This is a genomic window from Nioella sp., assembly GCF_964229645.1.
GTDB lineage: Bacteria > Pseudomonadota > Alphaproteobacteria > Rhodobacterales > Rhodobacteraceae > Nioella.
The window spans coordinates 14,884-32,241 of record NZ_CAXREX010000092.1; the positions used below are offsets into that span (position 1 = coordinate 14,884).

Here is a 17,358-nt window from a genome sequence, read left to right on the forward strand (position 1 = left end):
GATCACCTATGCTGCAAGGGGCGCAATGCCCCGACCAGTGCCCGGACCGGGCGCGTGACGCATGAAAAGGATTAGCCTTAAATGAAGCTCACTCTTCTTTCCGCCGCCGCTTTCGTGATGGCAGGCTCTGCCGCCATGGCTTGCCCGGACTATTCCCAGACCGGCGCAACCTTCGAGGCGACCGGAGACCAGCTCTATGCCGGGATGGATTTCTCGGTCGTGGCCGGTGGCGACAACAACCTGGCCGACTGCGGCCTTCCGGTGTCCGGTGCTGGGTATTTCATCACGCCGCCGGATTTCAGCTTCCTGCTGAGCGGCATGGCTGGCTACAACCTGGAACTGACCGTGGCGGGCGCTTGCGATACCGCGCTTCTGGTCAACACGCCCTCGGCCAGCTGGTTCTACGATGATGACAGCGCCGGCGACCTGCAACCGACGATGCTGCTCACCAACGTGGGCGACGGGCGCCTCGATGTCTGGGTTGGCACCTATAACGGCGAATATTGCGACGCCACGCTGCACCTGGAGACCTGGAACCAATAAGCTCCGGTAACCGGGGCGCCCCGCCTTGGGGCGCCCTTTTTCGTGCCGCTGCGTCACCAACAGGCCGGGGCTTGCCAAGCCCCCCTGCCCTCAGCAAGCCTTGCCCGACCGACCCGCAACAGGGTCCAAGGGAGGACTTGCCATGACCGACGCCCTGTTCCTGGAGCCCGAGCACGAGATGCTGCGCGACCAGGTCCGCCGCTTCGTCGAGGACGAGATCAAGCCCCATGCAGAGGCCTGGGAAGCCGATGGCAAGGTCCCGCGCGAGGTGCTGAAGCGCATGGGCGCGCTTGGCTTCTTCGGCATTCGCTACCCCGAGTCCTATGGCGGCGCGGCGATGGATACCCGCGCCACGGCGGTCTGGGCCGAGGAACTGGGGCGTTCCACCTTCTCCGGGGTTGCGATCACGGCGCTGGTGCATACCGACATGGCTTCGGTTCACCTGTTCAACGCGGGCACCGAAGCGCAGCGCGATCGCTGGATGCCCGGCATCGTCTCGGGCGAGGTGATCACCGCCGTGGGGGTGACAGAGCCCGGCGCGGGATCAGACGTGAAGGGCATCCGCACCCGCGCCACCCGGAAAGGCAATAACGCATACGTGCTGAACGGCTCCAAGACCTTCATCACGAATGGTGTTCTGGGCGATCTCTATTGCATCGCCGCCAAGACCGACCCTGCCGGGCCGCCGTCGCAGAGCGTCACCATCTTCCTGGTCGAAAAGAGCACCCCCGGATTCACCGTCGCCCGACAACTCGACAAGCATGGATGGCTGTCCTCGGACACGGCCGAACTCCATTTCGAGGACTGCGAGATCCCCGCCGAAAACGTGCTTGGCCAGGAGGGACGTGGCTTTTACGCGATCATGCAGAACTTCCAGAATGAGCGGATCGTTCTGGGCGCCATGGCCATGGGTGAGGCACAGGCAGCCATCGACCTGACCGTCGATTACGTCAAAACCCGGCAGGCCTTCGGAGCGCCGCTGTGGGACAAGCAGGCCATCCGGCAACGCCTTGCGATGCTTCAGGCCCGCGTGAGCGCCGCCCGTCACCTGGTCTATGCCACCGCCAAGCGCGACGCAGAGGGCGAAGAGGTCGTCAAAGAGGTGTCGATGATCAAGGCGCTTTGCGGAGAACTGGTCAACGAGGTGATGTATGACTGCCTGCAATTCCACGGCGGCACCGGCTTCATGCGCGGCACGGCCATCGAACGGATGACCCGCGATGCCCGCGTGCAGGCCATCGGCGGCGGCGCGACCGAGGTCATGCTGGAAGAGGTCGCCAAGCGCATGTAGCGGTCGGGAATTGACGGGTCGGGCTCAGCTGTTAGGCTATTCGACGGGATTTTAACCCGGATCGCCAAATGCCCGACAGCCCCTATCGCATCGCCGTCATCGCGACCCCCAATTTCAACCTCGCCACAACCACGGGGTTTCTCGACCCTTTTCGCGTGGCCAATTACCTGCATGGCAGCTCCATGTTCCGCTGGAGCCTGCACAGCGGTGCCGCCTCGCCGCTGTCGGCCAGCAACGGCCTACAGCTTTCGGTGGCCCCGTTGGAAGACGCGCCGGAAAAGCCGGATCTCGTGGTTGTCTCATCCAGCTGGACGCCCGAAGCCTATGCCGACGACGCGCTTCTGGCCCGCCTGCGCCGCTGGTCGCGGGCCGGGTGCCCTCTTGCCGCACTTGATACAGGGGCCTTCATCCTGGCGCGTGCGGGCCTTCTGGCGGGACGCCGGGCCACCGTCCATTACGAGCATATAGACGCCTTCGCCGAACTCTTCCCCGAGATCGATTTGACCGAAGAGCTTTTCACCATCGACCAGGGGCGGCTGACCTGCTGCGGCGGGGCGGCCTCGACCGACCTGGCCCTGCACCTTCTGCGCCAGCAGCAAGGCGATGCCCTGGCCAATGCCGCCGCCCGCTATATCTTCCACGAGCGGCTGCGCCCCGAAGGCGCTCAGCAGTTTCCCCAGTCGGTCGAGCCCCTTGGCACCTCGACCCCGAAATCGCTGCGCCGGGCGATCCGCCTGATGGAAGCCAACCTGGAGGCGAACCTGTCGATTCCGGATATCTGCACGGGCGTGGATCTCTCTCAGCGTCAGCTGGAACGGCTCTTTCGCACCCATGTCGGCAAGTCGCCCCAGCTCTACTACCGCGATATCCGGCTGGACCGGGCGCGCGGGCTGGTGACCCAGACCGACATGCCAATGTCCGAGATCGCGGTGGCCTGCGGCTTCACCAGCCAGGTTCATTTCAGCCGGGTCTACCGGGAACGGTTTGGCCTGCCCCCGACCAAGGACAGGGTGCAGGGCCGCATTCCCTTCGAATACCGGGCCTGGCCGATGCATCGCAGCGGCGCCTAGTTGTCGCCTGACGCTCATTTCATGGCGATCCGACTGTCATCCATGCCGGGATTCGCGCGGATACTGGGATCAGTTCCCGCGCAGGAGTTGCCCCATGACCGAGCTGCCCACCTCTGGCGATTTCGCCGCCATCCGCCGCGGTTTCGACCCCGATCCGTCCCGTTCCTTCTCGCTCGCCGCTGAGGCTTACGTCGCCCCGGCTTGGTTCCGCACCGACCAGGACGCGATCCTGGCGCGCAGCTGGCAATGGGTCTGTCACGTCGAAAAACTGCGTGAGCCGGGGGCCTACATGGCGACAGAAATCGCCGGACGCCCCATCGTCGTGCTGCGCGACGGCGACGGTCACCTGCGCGCCTTCTACAATGTCTGCAAGCACCGCGCCCATATGCTCGTTCAGGGCGAAGGCAGGACCAACCGGCTGATGTGCCCTTATCATGCCTGGGTCTATCGCCTTGATGGCCAGCTGGCCCGTGCCCCCCACACCGAAACGCTGGAGGCGTTCGACAAGGGAGAGATCTGCCTTGATGCCGTGCAGGTCGAGGAGTTCTGCGGCTTCATCTTCGTCAATCTCGACCCCGAAGCCGCGTCGCTATCCGTCCAGTCGGGTGATCTGGAAACCGAGATTCGCCACTGGGCCCCGGACATCGCCGACCTGACCTTTGGCCACCGTCTGACCTATGACATCAAGTCGAACTGGAAGAACGTGGTCGACAATTTCCTCGAATGCTACCACTGCCCGACGGCGCACAAGGACTTCTGCACCCTTGTCGACATGGACACCTACAAGGTGACGACCCATGGCATCTATTCCAGCCACATGGCCGATGCGGGCAAATCGGCAAACAGTGCCTACGATGTCTCGAACGCCACGGTGCGCACCCACGCGGTCTGGTGGCTCTGGCCCACCACCTGCCTGATGCGATACCCCGGACGGTCCTCGATGATCGTGCTGAACATCATCCCCATCGGCCCCGACCGGACGCTGGAAACCTATGACTTCTTCCTCGAAACACCCGACCCGAACGCGGCAGAGCTGGAAAGCATCCGCTATCTCGACGAGGTGCTTCAGGCCGAGGACATTGCCATCGTCGAAAGCGTCCAGAAGGGCATGATGACCCCGGCCTTCACACAGGGCCGCATCGTGAACGACCCGGAAGGCTCGGGCAAATCCGAACATGCGGTGCATCATTTTCACGGGCTGGTGCTGGACGCCTACGCCAAGGCGGCCCCCTGATCCCGGCCCGGAGAGGACAAACGACATGGGACGACTCGACGGAAAAGTGGCCCTTGTCACGGGCGGGCGCGGCGGGATCGGTCGTGCGATCTGCGCCCGGTTCGAAACCGAGGGTGCCCGCGTCTTCGCGGCCGATCTCAGCTCGTCGGGCAGTCTCGACGGCCCTGACGCCCGGGGCCAAGTCCTCCGCCTCGACGTGACCTCCGAGACTGAGGCGATGGCCGCGATCGACCATGTGGCCGGGGAAGCGGGACATCTCGACATCCTGGTCAACGCCGCCGGAATCGAGATTGAGAAGACCATCGAGCACACCACGCTGGAAGAGTGGAACCGCTCATTCGCGGTCAATGTGACGGGAACGTTCCTGACCTCCAAGCACGCGCTTCCCTTGCTGCGCGCGGCGGCTCAGGACGGCCCCTCTGCCAGCATCATCAATTTCGGCTCTTATGACGGTTTCATTGCCGATCCGGGCCTTGCTGCCTATTGCGCCACCAAGGGGGCGGTCCACGCGCTCACGCGTGCCATGGCTTGCGACCACGGCCCCGAGGGCATCCGGGTGAACGCGATCTGCCCGGGCTATATCGACACGCCGATGCTGCAAAGCTTCTTCAACGGGGCCGGTTCCGGCGGCGGCGGCAAGACCATCGACCAGTTGCAGCAGGCGGTGCGCGACGTGCATCCGATGCGCCGATACGGCACGCCCGAAGATATCGCCAACTTGGTTTTGTGGCTTGCCAGCGACGAAGCGCGCTATGCTTCTGGACAACTCTGGGTGCTCGATGGCGGGCTCTCGGCACAAGTCCAGCAAATGAGGCTCTGACCCATGCCCAAATCAGTGATCATCACCTGCGCCCCCACGGGTGGCATCCACACACCCACCATGTCACCCTACCTGCCGATCACGCCGGCGGAAATCGCCACCGCCAGTATCGAGGCGGCAGAGGCCGGGGCCAGCATCATCCACCTGCATGCCCGCGACCCCGAAACCGGCAAGCCCGATCCGCGCACCGAAACCTTCCAGCAGTTCCTGCCCGTGATCAAGCAATCGACCGACGCGGTGATCAACGTCTCGACCGGCGCGGGCCTCGGCATGAGCATGGAAGAGCGGCTGCGCGCCGCCACCGATGCCAGCCCCGAAATGGCAAGCCTCAACATGGGGTCCATGAATTTCGGCATCTTCCCGATGCTGGAGAAATACAAAGGCTGGAAGCATGACTGGGAACCCGAGTTCCTTGCCATGACCCGTGACTTCATCTTCCCCAACACCTTCGCCACCATCGAATACGCGCTGAAGAACCTGGGCGAAGCGCATGGCACCAAGTTCGAATTCGAATGCTATGACCTGGGCCATCTTTATAACGTCAAATGGTTCGTCGATCAGGGGCTGATCAAGCCGCCTTTCTTCATCCAGATGGTCTTCGGCATTCTTGGCGGCGTGGGGGCCGACCTGGACAACCTGATGCATATGCACAAGGTGGCCGACCGGCTGTTCGGGGCGGAAAACTACGAATGGTCCGTCCTGGCGGCCGGGCGCCACCAGATTCCCTTCGCCACGCAAAGCGCCATGTTGGGCGGCAACCTGCGGGTAGGGCTGGAGGACAGCCTTTACATCGGCAAGGGAGAGCTTGCGACCTCGAACGCCGAACAGGTGCGCAAGATCCGGTCCATCGTGGAAAACCTCGGGCTGACGGTCGCCACGCCCGCCGAGGCGCGCGAGAGGCTGGCGCTCAAGGGCGGTGACCGGGTGAATTTCTAAGGGCGGACGGATGCGGTTGGCAGGAAAACGAGCGGTCGTCACAGGCGGCAGACAGGGGATTGGCCGCGCCATCGTGGATCGGTTCGTGGCCGAGGGCGCGACGGTTCTGACCTGCGGGCGCGGTGACAGGCCCGAAGGGCTGGATGCAGCCGTTGGCTGGCAGGCTCTGGACGTGGCGGATGCAGGCGCGGTGGAGGCGTTCGCCGCTGCAACCGGCCCCATCGACATCCTCGTCAACAACGCGGGCGTGCAGGTCGAGAAGACCGTCGCCGACAGCACGGATGCCGATTGGGATCTGGTCATGGGCACCAATGCGCGCGGCGTGTTCCACATGTGCCGCGCTTTAATCCCGCGCCTGTCGCAAGGCGGCTCAATCATCAATATCGGCTCGATCTCGGGCCATGTCGCCGACCCGTGCATGGCGCTTTACAACGCGTCCAAGGCTTTCGTGCACGGGCTGACCCGGTCCATTGCCGTTGACCACGGCCCGCATATTCGCTGCAACGCGATCTGCCCCGGCTGGATCGAAACGGGCATGCTGGAGGCCGGGTTCGACCTTGCCGACGACCCCGCCGCCGCCCGCAGGGACGCGCTCGCCCGCCACGCCATGCGCCGCTTCGGTCAACCGTCGGACGTGGCAGCCATGGCGCTGTGGCTGGCCTCGGACGAGGCCGGCTTCGCAACCGGGCAACTGTTTACCGTCGATGGCGGGCTGACCGCCGCTTCCCCCCTCAATCCGGGACTATTCTGATGAGCGACCTCGACCAGACCGCCGTGATCGGCGCAGGCGTGATCGGCGCTAGCTGGACCGCCCTCTTCCTCGCCGCTGGCAAGTCGGTGACGGTTCACGACCCTGCCGAAGGCGTGGAGGCGCAGGTGCGGGATTACGTGGACCGGGCATGGCCCACGCTGGAGCAACTCGGGCTGGTAAAGGACGGGGCACCGGGTGCCCTGCGCTTTTCGGACGATCCCGCCGACGCGGTGACCGGGGCTGGTTTCGTGCAGGAAAGCGTGCCAGAGCGCCTGCCGATCAAGCATGCCCTTTATGCCCGGATCGAACCCGCGCTGTCCCCGGGGGCCGTGGTTGCATCGTCTGCCTCGGGCCTGACGCTTTCGGAGATGCAGGATGGCTGGAAGGACCCTGGGCCGCTGGTCCTGGGCCACCCGTTCAACCCCCCGCATCTCATTCCGCTGGTCGAGGTCATGGGCAACGCCCGCACCCGGCCCGGCGCGGTAGACATCGCCGAACGCTTCTATGCCGAGGTCGGCAAGGTCACGATCCGCGTCAACAAGGAAGTGCCGGGGCATGTGGCGAACCGGTTGCAGGCGGCACTCTGGCGCGAGGCCATTCACCTCGTGGTCGAGGGCGTGGCCAGTGTCAAGGACGTGGATACCGCCGTATGGGCTGGACCCGGCCTGAGATGGGCCGCGATGGGGCCGACAATGCTGTTTCACCTGGGCGCAGGCGCGGGCGGCATGGCCGAGTTCTGCGCGCGTTACACTGACAGTTTCAACCGCTGGTGGGACGATCTGGGCGACCTGCACCTCACGCCCGAGATCGCGGCCGAACTGGCCGACGGAGTCGGCAGGCAAGCAGCAGGAATCGAACCGGCCGAATTGTCGGCGCGCCGCGATGCCCTGATTGCCGCGATGCAGGTAGCGACGAAAAACCTGCCACGCCGCTGAGATAAACCATTTGACCTGAGTCATGGTTGCCAATCGCAACCACCCGCATCCTGAGGCTGTGGGAGGATCGATATGGCACGCTCTGATCTTGAGGTCGGGGCCGATCCCTGGGCCGATGCAAAGGCCCTTGTGGATGGCGACGACAACTTTCTGAACATCGGTTACGAGGCCGTGGACCGGCACGTTGCGCAGGGCCGCGGGCAAGACCTGGCCTTGCGATGGCTGGGCAAGGACGGCTCGCGGCGCGACCTGACTTACGAGGAGATGGCAGCCCTGTCCGCACGTTTCGCCAATGTCCTCCGGGCACATGAGCTGACCCCGGGTGACAGCCTGTTCGCTCTGACGGGCCGGGTGCCGGAGCTATACGCCGCCGCGATCGGCACGCTGAAAGCCGGGCTTGTCTTTACCCCGCTCTTTTCCGCCTTCGGGCCGGAACCCATCCAGACCCGCATGGAGATCGGCAGTGCCAACGTGCTGCTGACCACCGCGCAGCTTTACAAGCGCAAGGTGGCTGCCTGGCGCGACCAGGTGCCTTCGCTGAAGCTGGTGCTGATCCTGGGCGACGAGGCCCCCGAAGGCTGCGTGGCGCTTGGCCCCGCGCTGAAGGCCGCCGCGCCCACCTTTGAGATCGCCCGCACGAAGCCCGAAGACCCCGCGCTGATCCACTTCACCTCGGGCACCACCGGCAAGCCCAAGGGCGCGGTCCATGTCCATGGTGCCGTGGTCTACCACGCCTTTTCCGGGCGGCGGGCGCTCGGGTTGGAACCGGGGCGCATCTACTGGTGCACCGCCGATCCGGGTTGGGTGACCGGCACCAGCTACGGCATCATCGCGCCGCTCGTGAACCGGGTGACGATGATCGTGGACGAGGCCGAGTTCGAGCTCGACCGATGGTACGAGACCGTCCAGCGCGAAAAGGTCGAGGTCTGGTATTCCGCGCCCACGGCGATCCGCATGATGATGCGGGCAGGGGCCGAGGCGGCAAGGCCCTATGACTTCTCTTCGCTCACCTTCCTGGCCAGCGTTGGAGAGCCCCTGAACCCCGAGGCGGTAACCTGGTCCGAAAAGGTGTTCGGCCAGCCCTTCCACGACAATTGGTGGCAGACCGAAACCGGCGGCATCATGATCGCCAACCAGCCCGGCATGCAGGTCAAGCCCGGCTCCATGGGCAAGCCCCTGCCCGGCATAAGGGCCGGTATTGTCGAGCATCACGGTGCGGGCCTGAAAGAGCTGCCCGCGGGCAAGATCGGGGAACTGGCAATCCGCCCCGGCTGGCCCTCGATGATGCGGGCCTACCTTCATGAGCAAGCCCGCTACGACAAGTGTTTCGTGGACGGCTGGTATCTCTCGGGCGACCTGGCCATGCGCGATGCGGACGGGTATTTCTGGTTCGTGGGCCGGGCCGATGACCTGATCAAGAGCTCGGGCCACCTGATCGGACCCTTCGAGGTGGAAAGCGCCCTGATCGAGCACGAAGCCGTGGCCGAGGCGGGCGTGATAGGTATCCCCGATGATACCGCGGGCGAGGTCGTCAAGGCCTATGTCACCCTGAACCCGGGCTTTGCCCCGTCCGATGACCTGGAACGCGACATTCGGGGCCATGCCCGCAAGACGCTCGGGCCCGCCGTCGCCCCGCGCGAAATCGTCTTCCGAAACACCCTGCCCAAGACCCGCTCTGGCAAGATCATGCGCCGGCTTCTCAAGGCGCGCGAGCTTGGCCTGCCCGAGGGCGATATTTCCACGCTGGAGAGTGACGAGACATGACCGCCTCTGCCGACAAACCCCGCCTCACGCGCGACCATGTGCTGTCGCTCCTGCACCAGATGATCCGGGTGCGCCGTTTCGAGGACAAATGCGCCGAACTCTACACGCAGCAGAAAATCCGGGGCTTTCTGCATCTGTATGACGGGGAAGAGGCCATCGCGGCCGGGATCATCCCCCTGCTGGAGCCGCGCGACCGCATCGTCGCCACCTATCGCGAACATGGCCACGCCCTGTTGCGCGGGGTGCAGATGACGGCTGTCATGGCCGAGATGTATGGCAAGTCCAGCGGCTGTTCCGGCGGCCGGGGCGGGTCCATGCACCTGTTTGATGCGGGCACGAATTTCTACGGGGGCAATGCCATCGTGGGGGGCGGGCTGCCGCTGGCTGGCGGGCTGGCGCTGGCCGACCGGATGGAGGGCACCGGCGGCGTGACCGCGTGTTTCTTCGGCGAAGGCGCCGTGGCCGAGGGGGAGTTTCACGAAACCCTGAACCTTGCCGAACTGTGGGACTTGCCGGTTCTCTTCGTGTGCGAGAACAACGGCTATGCCATGGGCACGGCCCTGGCCCGCTCGGAATCGGAAACCGACATTCGCGCCAAGGCCGCAGCCTATGGGATCGAGGCGGAAACCGTCGACGGGATGGACGTGATCGCCGTGGAAGTGGCGGCTAAGAAGGCCATTGCCCGTATCCGCGAAACGGGGCGGCCCGTCTTCCTCGAATGCCGCACCTACCGCTTCCGGGCGCATTCCATGTTCGACGCCCAGCTCTACCGCGACAAGGACGAGGTGGAGTCATGGCGAGGCCGGGGGCCGATCGTGAAATTCCAGGGCTGGCTTCTGGAAACCGGGCTGATCCACCAGGACGACGTGGACAGGATCGAGGCCGAGGTCGCTGCCGAGATCACCGAGGCGGTCAGCTTCGCGGAACAATCCGAATGGGAGCCGGTCGAAACCCTCGCCAGTCACGTCCTTGGCCCCCAACCCGCCGATCCGCCCCCGGCCAAACCGTCTGGCACAACGGTCGAGATGACCTATCGCGAAGCGGTCAAGCAGGGCATCCGCGAGGCCATGATCCGCGACCCGCGCGTGTTCCTGATGGGCGAGGACGTGGGTGCTTACGGGGGCTGCTACGCGGTATCCAAGGGGCTGATGGATGAATTCGGAGAGGACCGCATCCGCGACACCCCCCTTTCGGAATCGGGCTTCACAGGCGCCGGGATCGGCGCGGCAGCAGCAGGGATGCGCCCCATCGTGGAGTTGATGACGGTGAATTTCAGCCTGCTGGCGCTGGACCAGATCATGAATACGGCGGCCACCATCCGGCACATGTCGGGCGGGCAGTTCGGGGCGCCCGTGGTGATCCGCATGGCGACCGGGGCGGGCAAGCAACTGGCCGCGCAGCATTCGCACAGCCTTGAGGGCTGGTATGCCCATATCCCCGGGCTCAAGGTGCTGACCCCCGCCACGCTGGAAGACGCGCGCGGCATGTTGTGGAGCGCACTGCAAGATCCCGACCCGGTGCTGATCTTCGAGAACGTCATGCTCTACAACCGCAGCGGACCGATCGACGAGGCTGCGGGCCCGGTCGACATCTCGCGCGCCGCGATCCGGCGGCCGGGCAGCGACCTAAGCCTGATCACCTACGGCGGATCGCTTTTCAAGACGCTGGAAGCCGCCGAGGCTCTGGCAGCCGACGGGATCAATGCCGAGGTTATCGACCTGCGCGTGCTGCGCCCGCTTGACGACGCCACCATCATGGCATCGGTCAACCGCACCCGTCGGGCCATCATCGTCGATGAGGGCTGGCGCTCTGGATCGCTTTCGGCCGAGATCTCGGCCCGGATCATGGAACAGGCGCTCTGGTCGCTGGATGCCCCCGTGGGCCGGGTTTGCGCGGAAGAGGTGCCGATCCCCTATCCAAAACATCTTGAGGACGCCGCCATTCCACAGGTCGCAGGGATCGTCGAGGTCGCGAAAGCCATGTTGGGACGGGTCTGATGGGCGTGTTTTCAATGCCCTCGCTCGGGGCCGACATGGAGGCGGGCACACTGGTTGAATGGCTGGTCGCCCCCGGCGATCAGGTTGCGCGCGGCGACAGCGTGGCGGTGGTCGAAACCCAGAAAGGCGCGATCGAGATCGAGTGTTTCGAAGCAGGCACCGTGAAGGAACTTCTGGCCGATCTGGACGCCGAACTGCCCGTGGGCGCGCCGCTTGCGCTGATCCTGGCCGAGGGCGAGTCCGCCCCTGCCATCAAAACGGCTGCACCGCCCCAACCAGCCCCGGAGCCTGCTCCAGCCAGCGTAGCCGATGCCAGGACGCCGACTGCGCCACCCCCACCAGCCGCGATGCCGAAAGGGACGGTCATGGCCTCGCCCGCCGCGCGCGTGCGAGCGGCCGAACTGGGGTTGGACCTTGGCACGATCCGGGGCACGGGACCTGGCGGGGTGATCGTCCTTGGCGATGTGGACACATCCGGCGTTCAACCGGCATCAAAACCCGCAGCCACGCCCGCCCCCAAGGGCACCCCGGCCGAGGAAATGCGCAAGGCGATCTCGGCCGCGATGACCCGGTCAAAGCAGACGATCCCGCATTTCTCGGTATCGGAGACGGTGGACCTACAACCGGCCACGGATTTCCTGGCCCGCGCGAATGCCGATCGCCCTCCCGCCGAGCGCCTGCTGATGGGCGCGCTCTTTACCCGCGCGGTGGTGGGGGCTGCGGCGAAGGTCACGGTGCTGAACGGGCACTATACCGAGGCAGGGTTCCAGCCCGCGACCCAGGTCAATCCCGGCATCGCCGTGGCCCTGCGCAGCGGGGGGCTCGTGGCCCCTGCCCTGATGGATGCAGCTGCCCTGTCGCTCGACCAGGTGATGGCGGGCATGCGCGACCTGGTGACCCGCGCCCGCGCAGGACGGCTCAAGGGGCAGGAAATGACCGCGGGCACCATCACGATTTCCAGTCTTGGCGAAAGCGGGGCCGAGGCGATGACAGGCGTCATCTTCCCGCCGCAGGTGGCCCTTATAGGCATCGGTGCCCCCAAGCTGAGGCCTTGGGTGGTCGCTGATGAAATCGTGCCGCGCCAGACCGTGACCATCACGCTCGCCGCAGATCACCGCGTGGCCGATGGCCGACAGGCGGCCCGCTTCCTCGACGAGATCGCCACCCTTCTGCAACAACCGGAGGCCCTATGACCCCAGACCAGATCCGCGCTGCCTATCTCGAAGAACTGGCCCGCGTCGCCCCCGATATCGACCCGGCCGATGTAGGTGAAAACGACCATATTCAGGACGACCTCGAACTGGACTCGATGGATGTCCTGAACCTCGTGACCGGCCTGCACGCGCGGCTTGGGGTCGACATCCCCGAGGCCGACTATCCCCAGATCGCCACCCTTGCCCTGGCCGTGCCCTTCCTTGCAGGCCGCATCGGCTAGTCCAGCACCACGATCCCGGTGTGCTTGGCCTTGTGTTCCGGTTCCACGTGAATGGTGATATTGGCATCCGGAACCGCCCGTTTCAGCGCCGCTTCGACGCGGTCGCAGATTTCGTGGGCGGCATCGACCGTGGTGTCACCGGGGAGAACCAGGTGAAAGTCGATGAAGGTCACCCGACCCGCATGACGCGTGCGCAGGTCATGGGCCTCCATCGCGCCGCCGGCTTCGCTGGCGATGACCTCGCGGATGATGGTGAGCGTGCCCTCGGGCACGGCCTCGTCCATCAGGCCGGAGACAGACTCCTTGATCACGCGACTGCCGGACCAGAGGATGTTGACCGCCACCAGCGCCGCCATCGCCGGATCGAGAATCCACCAGCCCGTCAGCATCGCCAGAAGCACGCCAACAGCCACGCCCGCCGAAGTCACCACATCGGCCAGCAGGTGACGGCCATCGGCCACCAGCGCGGGCGAGCGTTCCCGCCGTCCGCGCGTCAGCAGAACCCAGCACCAGACCGCGTTCACAGCCGTCGCCGCCCCGTTGACCAGCAACCCTTCCAGCGGGGCGTCGATGGGATGGGGGGCAAGAAAGCCGTAGAAGGACTCGCGCAGGATCAGAAGCGCCGCGATCACGATCATGACGCCCTCCAGCACCGCGCTGAAGAACTCGGCCTTGTGGTGGCCGTAAGGGTGATTGGCATCAGCCGGACGCGCGGCCACGCGCACGGCGATGAGCGCCGCCAGCGCCGTGGCTACGTTCACCGTGCTTTCCAGCGCATCCGACAACAGCGCGATGGACCCGGTCATCCACCAGGCCAGCGCCTTCAGCGCCAGGACCGCGAAACCCACCAGCAGGCTTCCGATCGCGAGTTTTATGGTGGTTGTCAAAGACCCCGCCCCGATGGTTCGGGCGGGGTCTAGCAGTGGCGGGGACCGCAGTTCAACCGCCAAGTCTGCACCTGCGAGGCAGTCGCAGGGAAAGCCTAGCCGACCTGCTGTTCCGCGACGATTTCACCGAAGCGGGTGAAGAACTTGCCCGACAGTTTCTTGGCCGTGCCCGCGATCAGCCGGCTGCCCAGTTGCGCGATCTTGCCGCCGATCTCGACCTTGGCCGTATAGGCCAGAATGGTGGCCGCGCCATCTTCGGTCAGGGTGACGTCAGCGCCCCCCTTGGCAAAACCCGCGGCCCCGCCCTTGCCTTCCCCGGTCAGGGAAAAGCTGCCGGGCGCACCGGCTGTGTCCAGCGTCACCGCGCCTGCGAAGCTGGCCTTCACCGGGCCGATCTTGAGCACGACCTTGGCCTCCAGGTTCTCGGGCGAATGCTGGATCAGTTCCTCGCAACCAGGGATGCATTCGCGCAGGATGTCGGGGTCGTTCAGCGCGCGGTACACCACGTCGCGGGGGGCTTCGATACGGATTTCGTCACTCAGGTCCATGTCTCGGTTCCTTTTGTCAGCAACATCTGGGATAGGCGCGCAGAGCGGCCTCGGCGGCCTCCTCTGGTGTCAATTCGGGAGGTCGGGGCCAGCGGGCTCTGAACCGCTCAAGCCATCTTTTCATCATGGGCGGTCTCCTTGGCGGTATCGGTGTTCCGCCACAGAACGATCTCGGCCAGGATCGACAGGGCGATCTCGTGCGGGTCGATGGCATGGATATCGAGCCCGGCAGGCGATTTCAGCCGGGCAGCCCGGGCCGGGTCCAGCCCCGCTGCCACCAGCTTGGCCGAAAGCACCTCGGCCTTGCGGCGGCTGGCCACCATCGAGACCCGGCGCGCGGACGTATCCAGCGCCGCTTTCAGCGCCACGCCGTCACCCTTGCCCTGCGAGGCCACGACCACGAAGTCGCGCGGCTCGATGCCCAGGCCATCGATTTCTTCAGGCGCAAACCGCGTCGCCTTCACCCCTTCGAACGCGCCGGATACGCAGACACGCAGCCCGGTCAGGCCCGCATGGGCGGCCAGCGCCTCGGCAATCGGGCTATCGCCGAAGATGACCAGACGCGGCGCGTGCTGGTAGGGCTCGATCAACAGGTCCACCGTGCCCCCCGAAGGGCAGCCGCTCTTGTAGGTCTGCACGCCGTCGGGATCCGTCATTGCCACCACCTTTTCCGAGGGTTTCACGCGGATCATCCGGGGGCTTCCCTCCACCAGCGCCTCTGCCGCCGCCGTGCGCACCGCGCGTTGCACGCAGGCCCCGCCGAGATGGCCGAGAATGTCTCCGCCGCGCGTGACCGCCGCCTTGGCACCTGCCTTGGCGCTGGTCGCGTCCGCAGTGCGCAGCACGGTCGCCATGCAAAAGGCCTCGCCGGTCTGGCGCAGCCGGTCAATCGTGTCGAAGATGTCGAAACCTGCCATGGGATGTCCTTTCACAGCTTCCGGAATTCGGGTTCCAGCGCGGCCAGCGCATCGAGCGTATTGGCCGGCAGATGGGCGTCGAGATGGGGCAGCGCGGCCTGCATGGCCGCAGTAACCGGGGCGTAGTCTTTCCAGCCCTTGAGCGGATTGAGCCAGACGATGCGCCGGGCCTTGCGGCGGATGCGGGCCAGAACATCAGCCAGGGCCTGCGGGTCACGCGTGCAGTATCCGTCAGACAGAATCAGCACCACGGTCCGGCCATTTAGCGCCCGCGCGCCGTGGCCGTTCAGAAAACTTTCGAGGCTTCCAGATATATCCGTGCCGCCGCCGAAGCCCTCGGCCATCAGCGACAACCGCCCGGCGGCGCGCAGCGTATCGTGATCGCGCAGGGCGTCCGTCACCCGCATCAGGCGGGTGTGGAAGAGGTAAGCATCTGCCTCGCAGCCACTGCCGACAAGGCCCTTGAGAAAGGCCAGGAACACACGGGAGTAAACGGTCATCGACCCGCTGACGTCGCAAAGCGCGACGATCCGCATGGGGCGCGGCGGACGCGCACGGCGGTAAAGGTCCAGCGGCTCGCCCCCACGTGCAAGGCTTGCCCGCTGGATGCGTCGCATGTCGAGTGCCGGGCCCCGCAGCGCCTGCTTGCGACGGCGCGACCGGCGGTCACGAATGGCGCGAGCGATGGCAAGGGCCGCGGCTTCTGCCTGCCTTAACGCCTCTTCATCCATCAGCTCGCGCAGATCCCGGCGGTTGAGATTGGCCGTGCGGGTCGCGATAAGCTTCCCGTCTGTCCCTTCGGCTTCGCCCTCACCGGGATCGGGGGTGGTGGCATCTTCGCTCCGTGAGTCACGATCCTGGGCACCGTCCCCCCTGTCCTGTTGCCAGATCTTCGGTTTTGCCGATTGCACCCGAACATGCGCATTCTGCGCGGTGCCCGCACGCTGTTTGCCCGCGTTGAACCAGTAGGCGTCGAATAGCTCGTCGAACCTTCGCCAGTCCTCAGCGTCGCTGGCCAGCAGCGCGCAGAGCGCCTGCCGGGCCTCGTCACGGTCGGTTGCGTTCACGGCAGCCAGCGCCGCCAGCGCATCGCCGGTTTCGCGCGGACCAACGCGCAACCCGTTCATCCGCAGATGCGCGATGAAGCCCGACATCCGGTCGGACAGCCCCTCGGCGCGGGATGGAAAGCGGGTGACCTGCATCATGCGACCTTTCCGATCAGGCGGTCCATCACCTCGGGCGGCGCGGCGTCATAGTCGGCGGCGGTCTTCAGAAGGCAAACCAGCGTCGCCTGCACCTCGTCGCGCGCTTTCGCCAGATCATTGACCCCAAGCCCGGACAGCGCAGCTGCCCAATCCAGCATCTCGGCAATACCGGGGGTTTTCTCGAGGTCTTCCTTGCGCAGCGCCTGCACCACGCCCACGATCTGGCGGGCAAGCTGCCCCTCGACCGCAGGCATCCGGGCCTTGAGGATAGCCAGTTCGGTTTCCTTGTCGGGGTAGTCGAGGAAGGAATACAGGCACCGCCGACGTAACGCGTCGCTGAGATCTCGCGTGCCATTCGCGGTCAGGATCACGATGGGTCTGGAGCGCGCCTTGACGGTGCCAAGCTCGGGGATAGTGATCTGGAAATCGGACAGGATTTCGAGAAGGTAGGCTTCGAATTCCTCGTCGGCCCGGTCGATCTCGTCGATCAGCAGAACGGGCGGTATGTCCTGGCTGATTGCCTCCAGCAGAGGACGTTTCAGCAGGTATTTGTCGGCAAAGAGCACCTCTTCGCTGGCGCTGCCTTCGGCGGCGCGAATGGCCAGCAACTGGCGCTGGTAGTTCCATTCGTAAATCGCGTGAGAGGCATCGAGCCCCTCGTAGCATTGCAGGCGGATCAGCTGCGTGTCGCGCAAGCTGGCAAGGGCCTTGGCCACCTCGGTCTTGCCAACGCCCGCCGGGCCTTCCAGCAGCAGGGGACGGCCAAGCACCTGCGCCAGATGGATCGCCATCGCCAAACGGTCATCGGCGATATAGCCCGAGCGGGCCAGACCCTTCTGGATGTCGGTGACGCTCATCGAACCCTCCCCGGTTCGGGCCGCCGCGCGTTGCCCCGCGGCAGCCCGGAGTTCCATCAGCCGTGCAGGCCGAGACCGTTGGCGATCTTCCAGATGCGCCAGTGGTCATGCGGCATGTGGCTTTGCACCAGCCCGAAGGGTCGGAAGGCATCGTGCACCGCGTTCGAG

Annotated in this window: 17 protein-coding genes; 12 read left to right on the forward strand and 5 right to left on the reverse strand. The window is 65.5% G+C overall.

What is annotated here, in order from left to right; translation table 11 throughout:
- Positions 1-81 precede the first annotated feature (81 nt).
- The 12 genes from ACEQXV_RS06220 to ACEQXV_RS06275 all read left to right on the forward strand — a co-directional run bounded on the left by ACEQXV_RS06220 (position 82) and on the right by ACEQXV_RS06275 (position 12,776).
- A complete protein-coding gene (locus ACEQXV_RS06220) occupies positions 82-543 on the forward strand; it encodes a hypothetical protein (RefSeq protein ID WP_370268347.1) in 462 nt (153 codons plus the stop codon).
- Between the two features lie 142 nt (positions 544-685).
- On the forward strand, positions 686-1,834 hold the full coding sequence (locus ACEQXV_RS06225; protein WP_370268349.1) for an acyl-CoA dehydrogenase family protein: 1,149 nt from the start codon (positions 686-688) through the stop codon (positions 1,832-1,834).
- Between the two features lie 68 nt (positions 1,835-1,902).
- On the forward strand, positions 1,903-2,904 hold the full coding sequence (locus ACEQXV_RS06230; protein WP_370253535.1) for a GlxA family transcriptional regulator: 1,002 nt from the start codon (positions 1,903-1,905) through the stop codon (positions 2,902-2,904).
- 94 nt (positions 2,905-2,998) lie between these two features.
- Entirely contained in the window at positions 2,999-4,138 is a 1,140-nt protein-coding gene (locus tag ACEQXV_RS06235) for an SRPBCC family protein (protein WP_370268350.1), read from the forward strand.
- A 25-nt stretch (positions 4,139-4,163) separates the two neighbouring features.
- Positions 4,164-4,958, forward strand: a complete 795-nt coding sequence (locus ACEQXV_RS06240; RefSeq protein WP_370268351.1) for an SDR family NAD(P)-dependent oxidoreductase — start codon at positions 4,164-4,166, stop codon at positions 4,956-4,958.
- A 3-nt stretch (positions 4,959-4,961) separates the two neighbouring features.
- The gene (locus tag ACEQXV_RS06245) at positions 4,962-5,894 is read left to right on the forward strand and encodes a 3-keto-5-aminohexanoate cleavage protein (protein WP_370268353.1); all 933 of its coding nucleotides are present in this window, start codon (positions 4,962-4,964) and stop codon (positions 5,892-5,894) included.
- A gap of 10 nt (positions 5,895-5,904) precedes the next feature.
- Positions 5,905-6,645 (forward strand): SDR family NAD(P)-dependent oxidoreductase, encoded by a 741-nt coding sequence (locus ACEQXV_RS06250; protein ID WP_370268354.1) that lies wholly within the window; start codon positions 5,905-5,907, stop codon positions 6,643-6,645.
- Complete coding sequence (locus ACEQXV_RS06255) at positions 6,645-7,580, forward strand: 3-hydroxyacyl-CoA dehydrogenase NAD-binding domain-containing protein (RefSeq protein ID WP_370252582.1); 936 nt, start codon at positions 6,645-6,647, stop codon at positions 7,578-7,580. The genes ACEQXV_RS06250 and ACEQXV_RS06255 overlap by 1 nt, the downstream gene beginning before the upstream one ends.
- Before the next feature lie 72 nt (positions 7,581-7,652).
- Positions 7,653-9,344 carry an acetate--CoA ligase gene (gene acsA, locus ACEQXV_RS06260; RefSeq protein ID WP_370268355.1) on the forward strand — a complete coding sequence of 564 codons (1,692 nt, stop codon included), beginning with the start codon at positions 7,653-7,655 and terminating at the stop codon, positions 9,342-9,344.
- A complete protein-coding gene (gene pdhA / locus ACEQXV_RS06265; RefSeq protein ID WP_370268356.1) occupies positions 9,341-11,341 on the forward strand; it encodes a pyruvate dehydrogenase (acetyl-transferring) E1 component subunit alpha in 2,001 nt (666 codons plus the stop codon). Before acsA ends, pdhA begins: the two co-directional genes overlap by 4 nt.
- Positions 11,341-12,534 carry a dihydrolipoamide acetyltransferase family protein gene (locus tag ACEQXV_RS06270; RefSeq protein WP_370268358.1) on the forward strand — a complete coding sequence of 398 codons (1,194 nt, stop codon included), beginning with the start codon at positions 11,341-11,343 and terminating at the stop codon, positions 12,532-12,534. Before pdhA ends, ACEQXV_RS06270 begins: the two co-directional genes overlap by 1 nt.
- Entirely contained in the window at positions 12,531-12,776 is a 246-nt protein-coding gene (locus ACEQXV_RS06275) for an acyl carrier protein (protein WP_370252589.1), read from the forward strand. Before ACEQXV_RS06270 ends, ACEQXV_RS06275 begins: the two co-directional genes overlap by 4 nt.
- Here the strand turns inward: ACEQXV_RS06275 and ACEQXV_RS06280 are convergent.
- The 5 genes from ACEQXV_RS06280 to ACEQXV_RS06300 form a co-directional block, all read right to left on the reverse strand.
- Positions 12,773-13,663: a cation diffusion facilitator family transporter gene (locus ACEQXV_RS06280; RefSeq protein ID WP_370252591.1), complete on the reverse strand. Its 891-nt coding sequence runs from the start codon at positions 13,661-13,663 to the stop codon at positions 12,773-12,775. The two genes, ACEQXV_RS06275 and ACEQXV_RS06280, sit on opposite strands and share 4 nt — an antisense overlap.
- Positions 13,664-13,758: 95 nt before the next feature.
- Positions 13,759-14,211 carry a CoxG family protein gene (locus ACEQXV_RS06285; protein WP_370252593.1) on the reverse strand — a complete coding sequence of 151 codons (453 nt, stop codon included), beginning with the start codon at positions 14,209-14,211 and terminating at the stop codon, positions 13,759-13,761.
- Between the two features lie 107 nt (positions 14,212-14,318).
- Positions 14,319-15,128 (reverse strand): XdhC family protein, encoded by an 810-nt coding sequence (locus ACEQXV_RS06290; protein ID WP_370252595.1) that lies wholly within the window; start codon positions 15,126-15,128, stop codon positions 14,319-14,321.
- Positions 15,129-15,139: 11 nt separating this feature from the next.
- A complete protein-coding gene (locus tag ACEQXV_RS06295; RefSeq protein WP_370252602.1) occupies positions 15,140-16,330 on the reverse strand; it encodes a VWA domain-containing protein in 1,191 nt (396 codons plus the stop codon).
- Positions 16,330-17,190 carry an AAA family ATPase gene (locus ACEQXV_RS06300; RefSeq protein WP_370252598.1) on the reverse strand — a complete coding sequence of 287 codons (861 nt, stop codon included), beginning with the start codon at positions 17,188-17,190 and terminating at the stop codon, positions 16,330-16,332. The genes ACEQXV_RS06295 and ACEQXV_RS06300 overlap by 1 nt, the downstream gene beginning before the upstream one ends.
- Positions 17,191-17,358 lie beyond the last annotated feature (168 nt).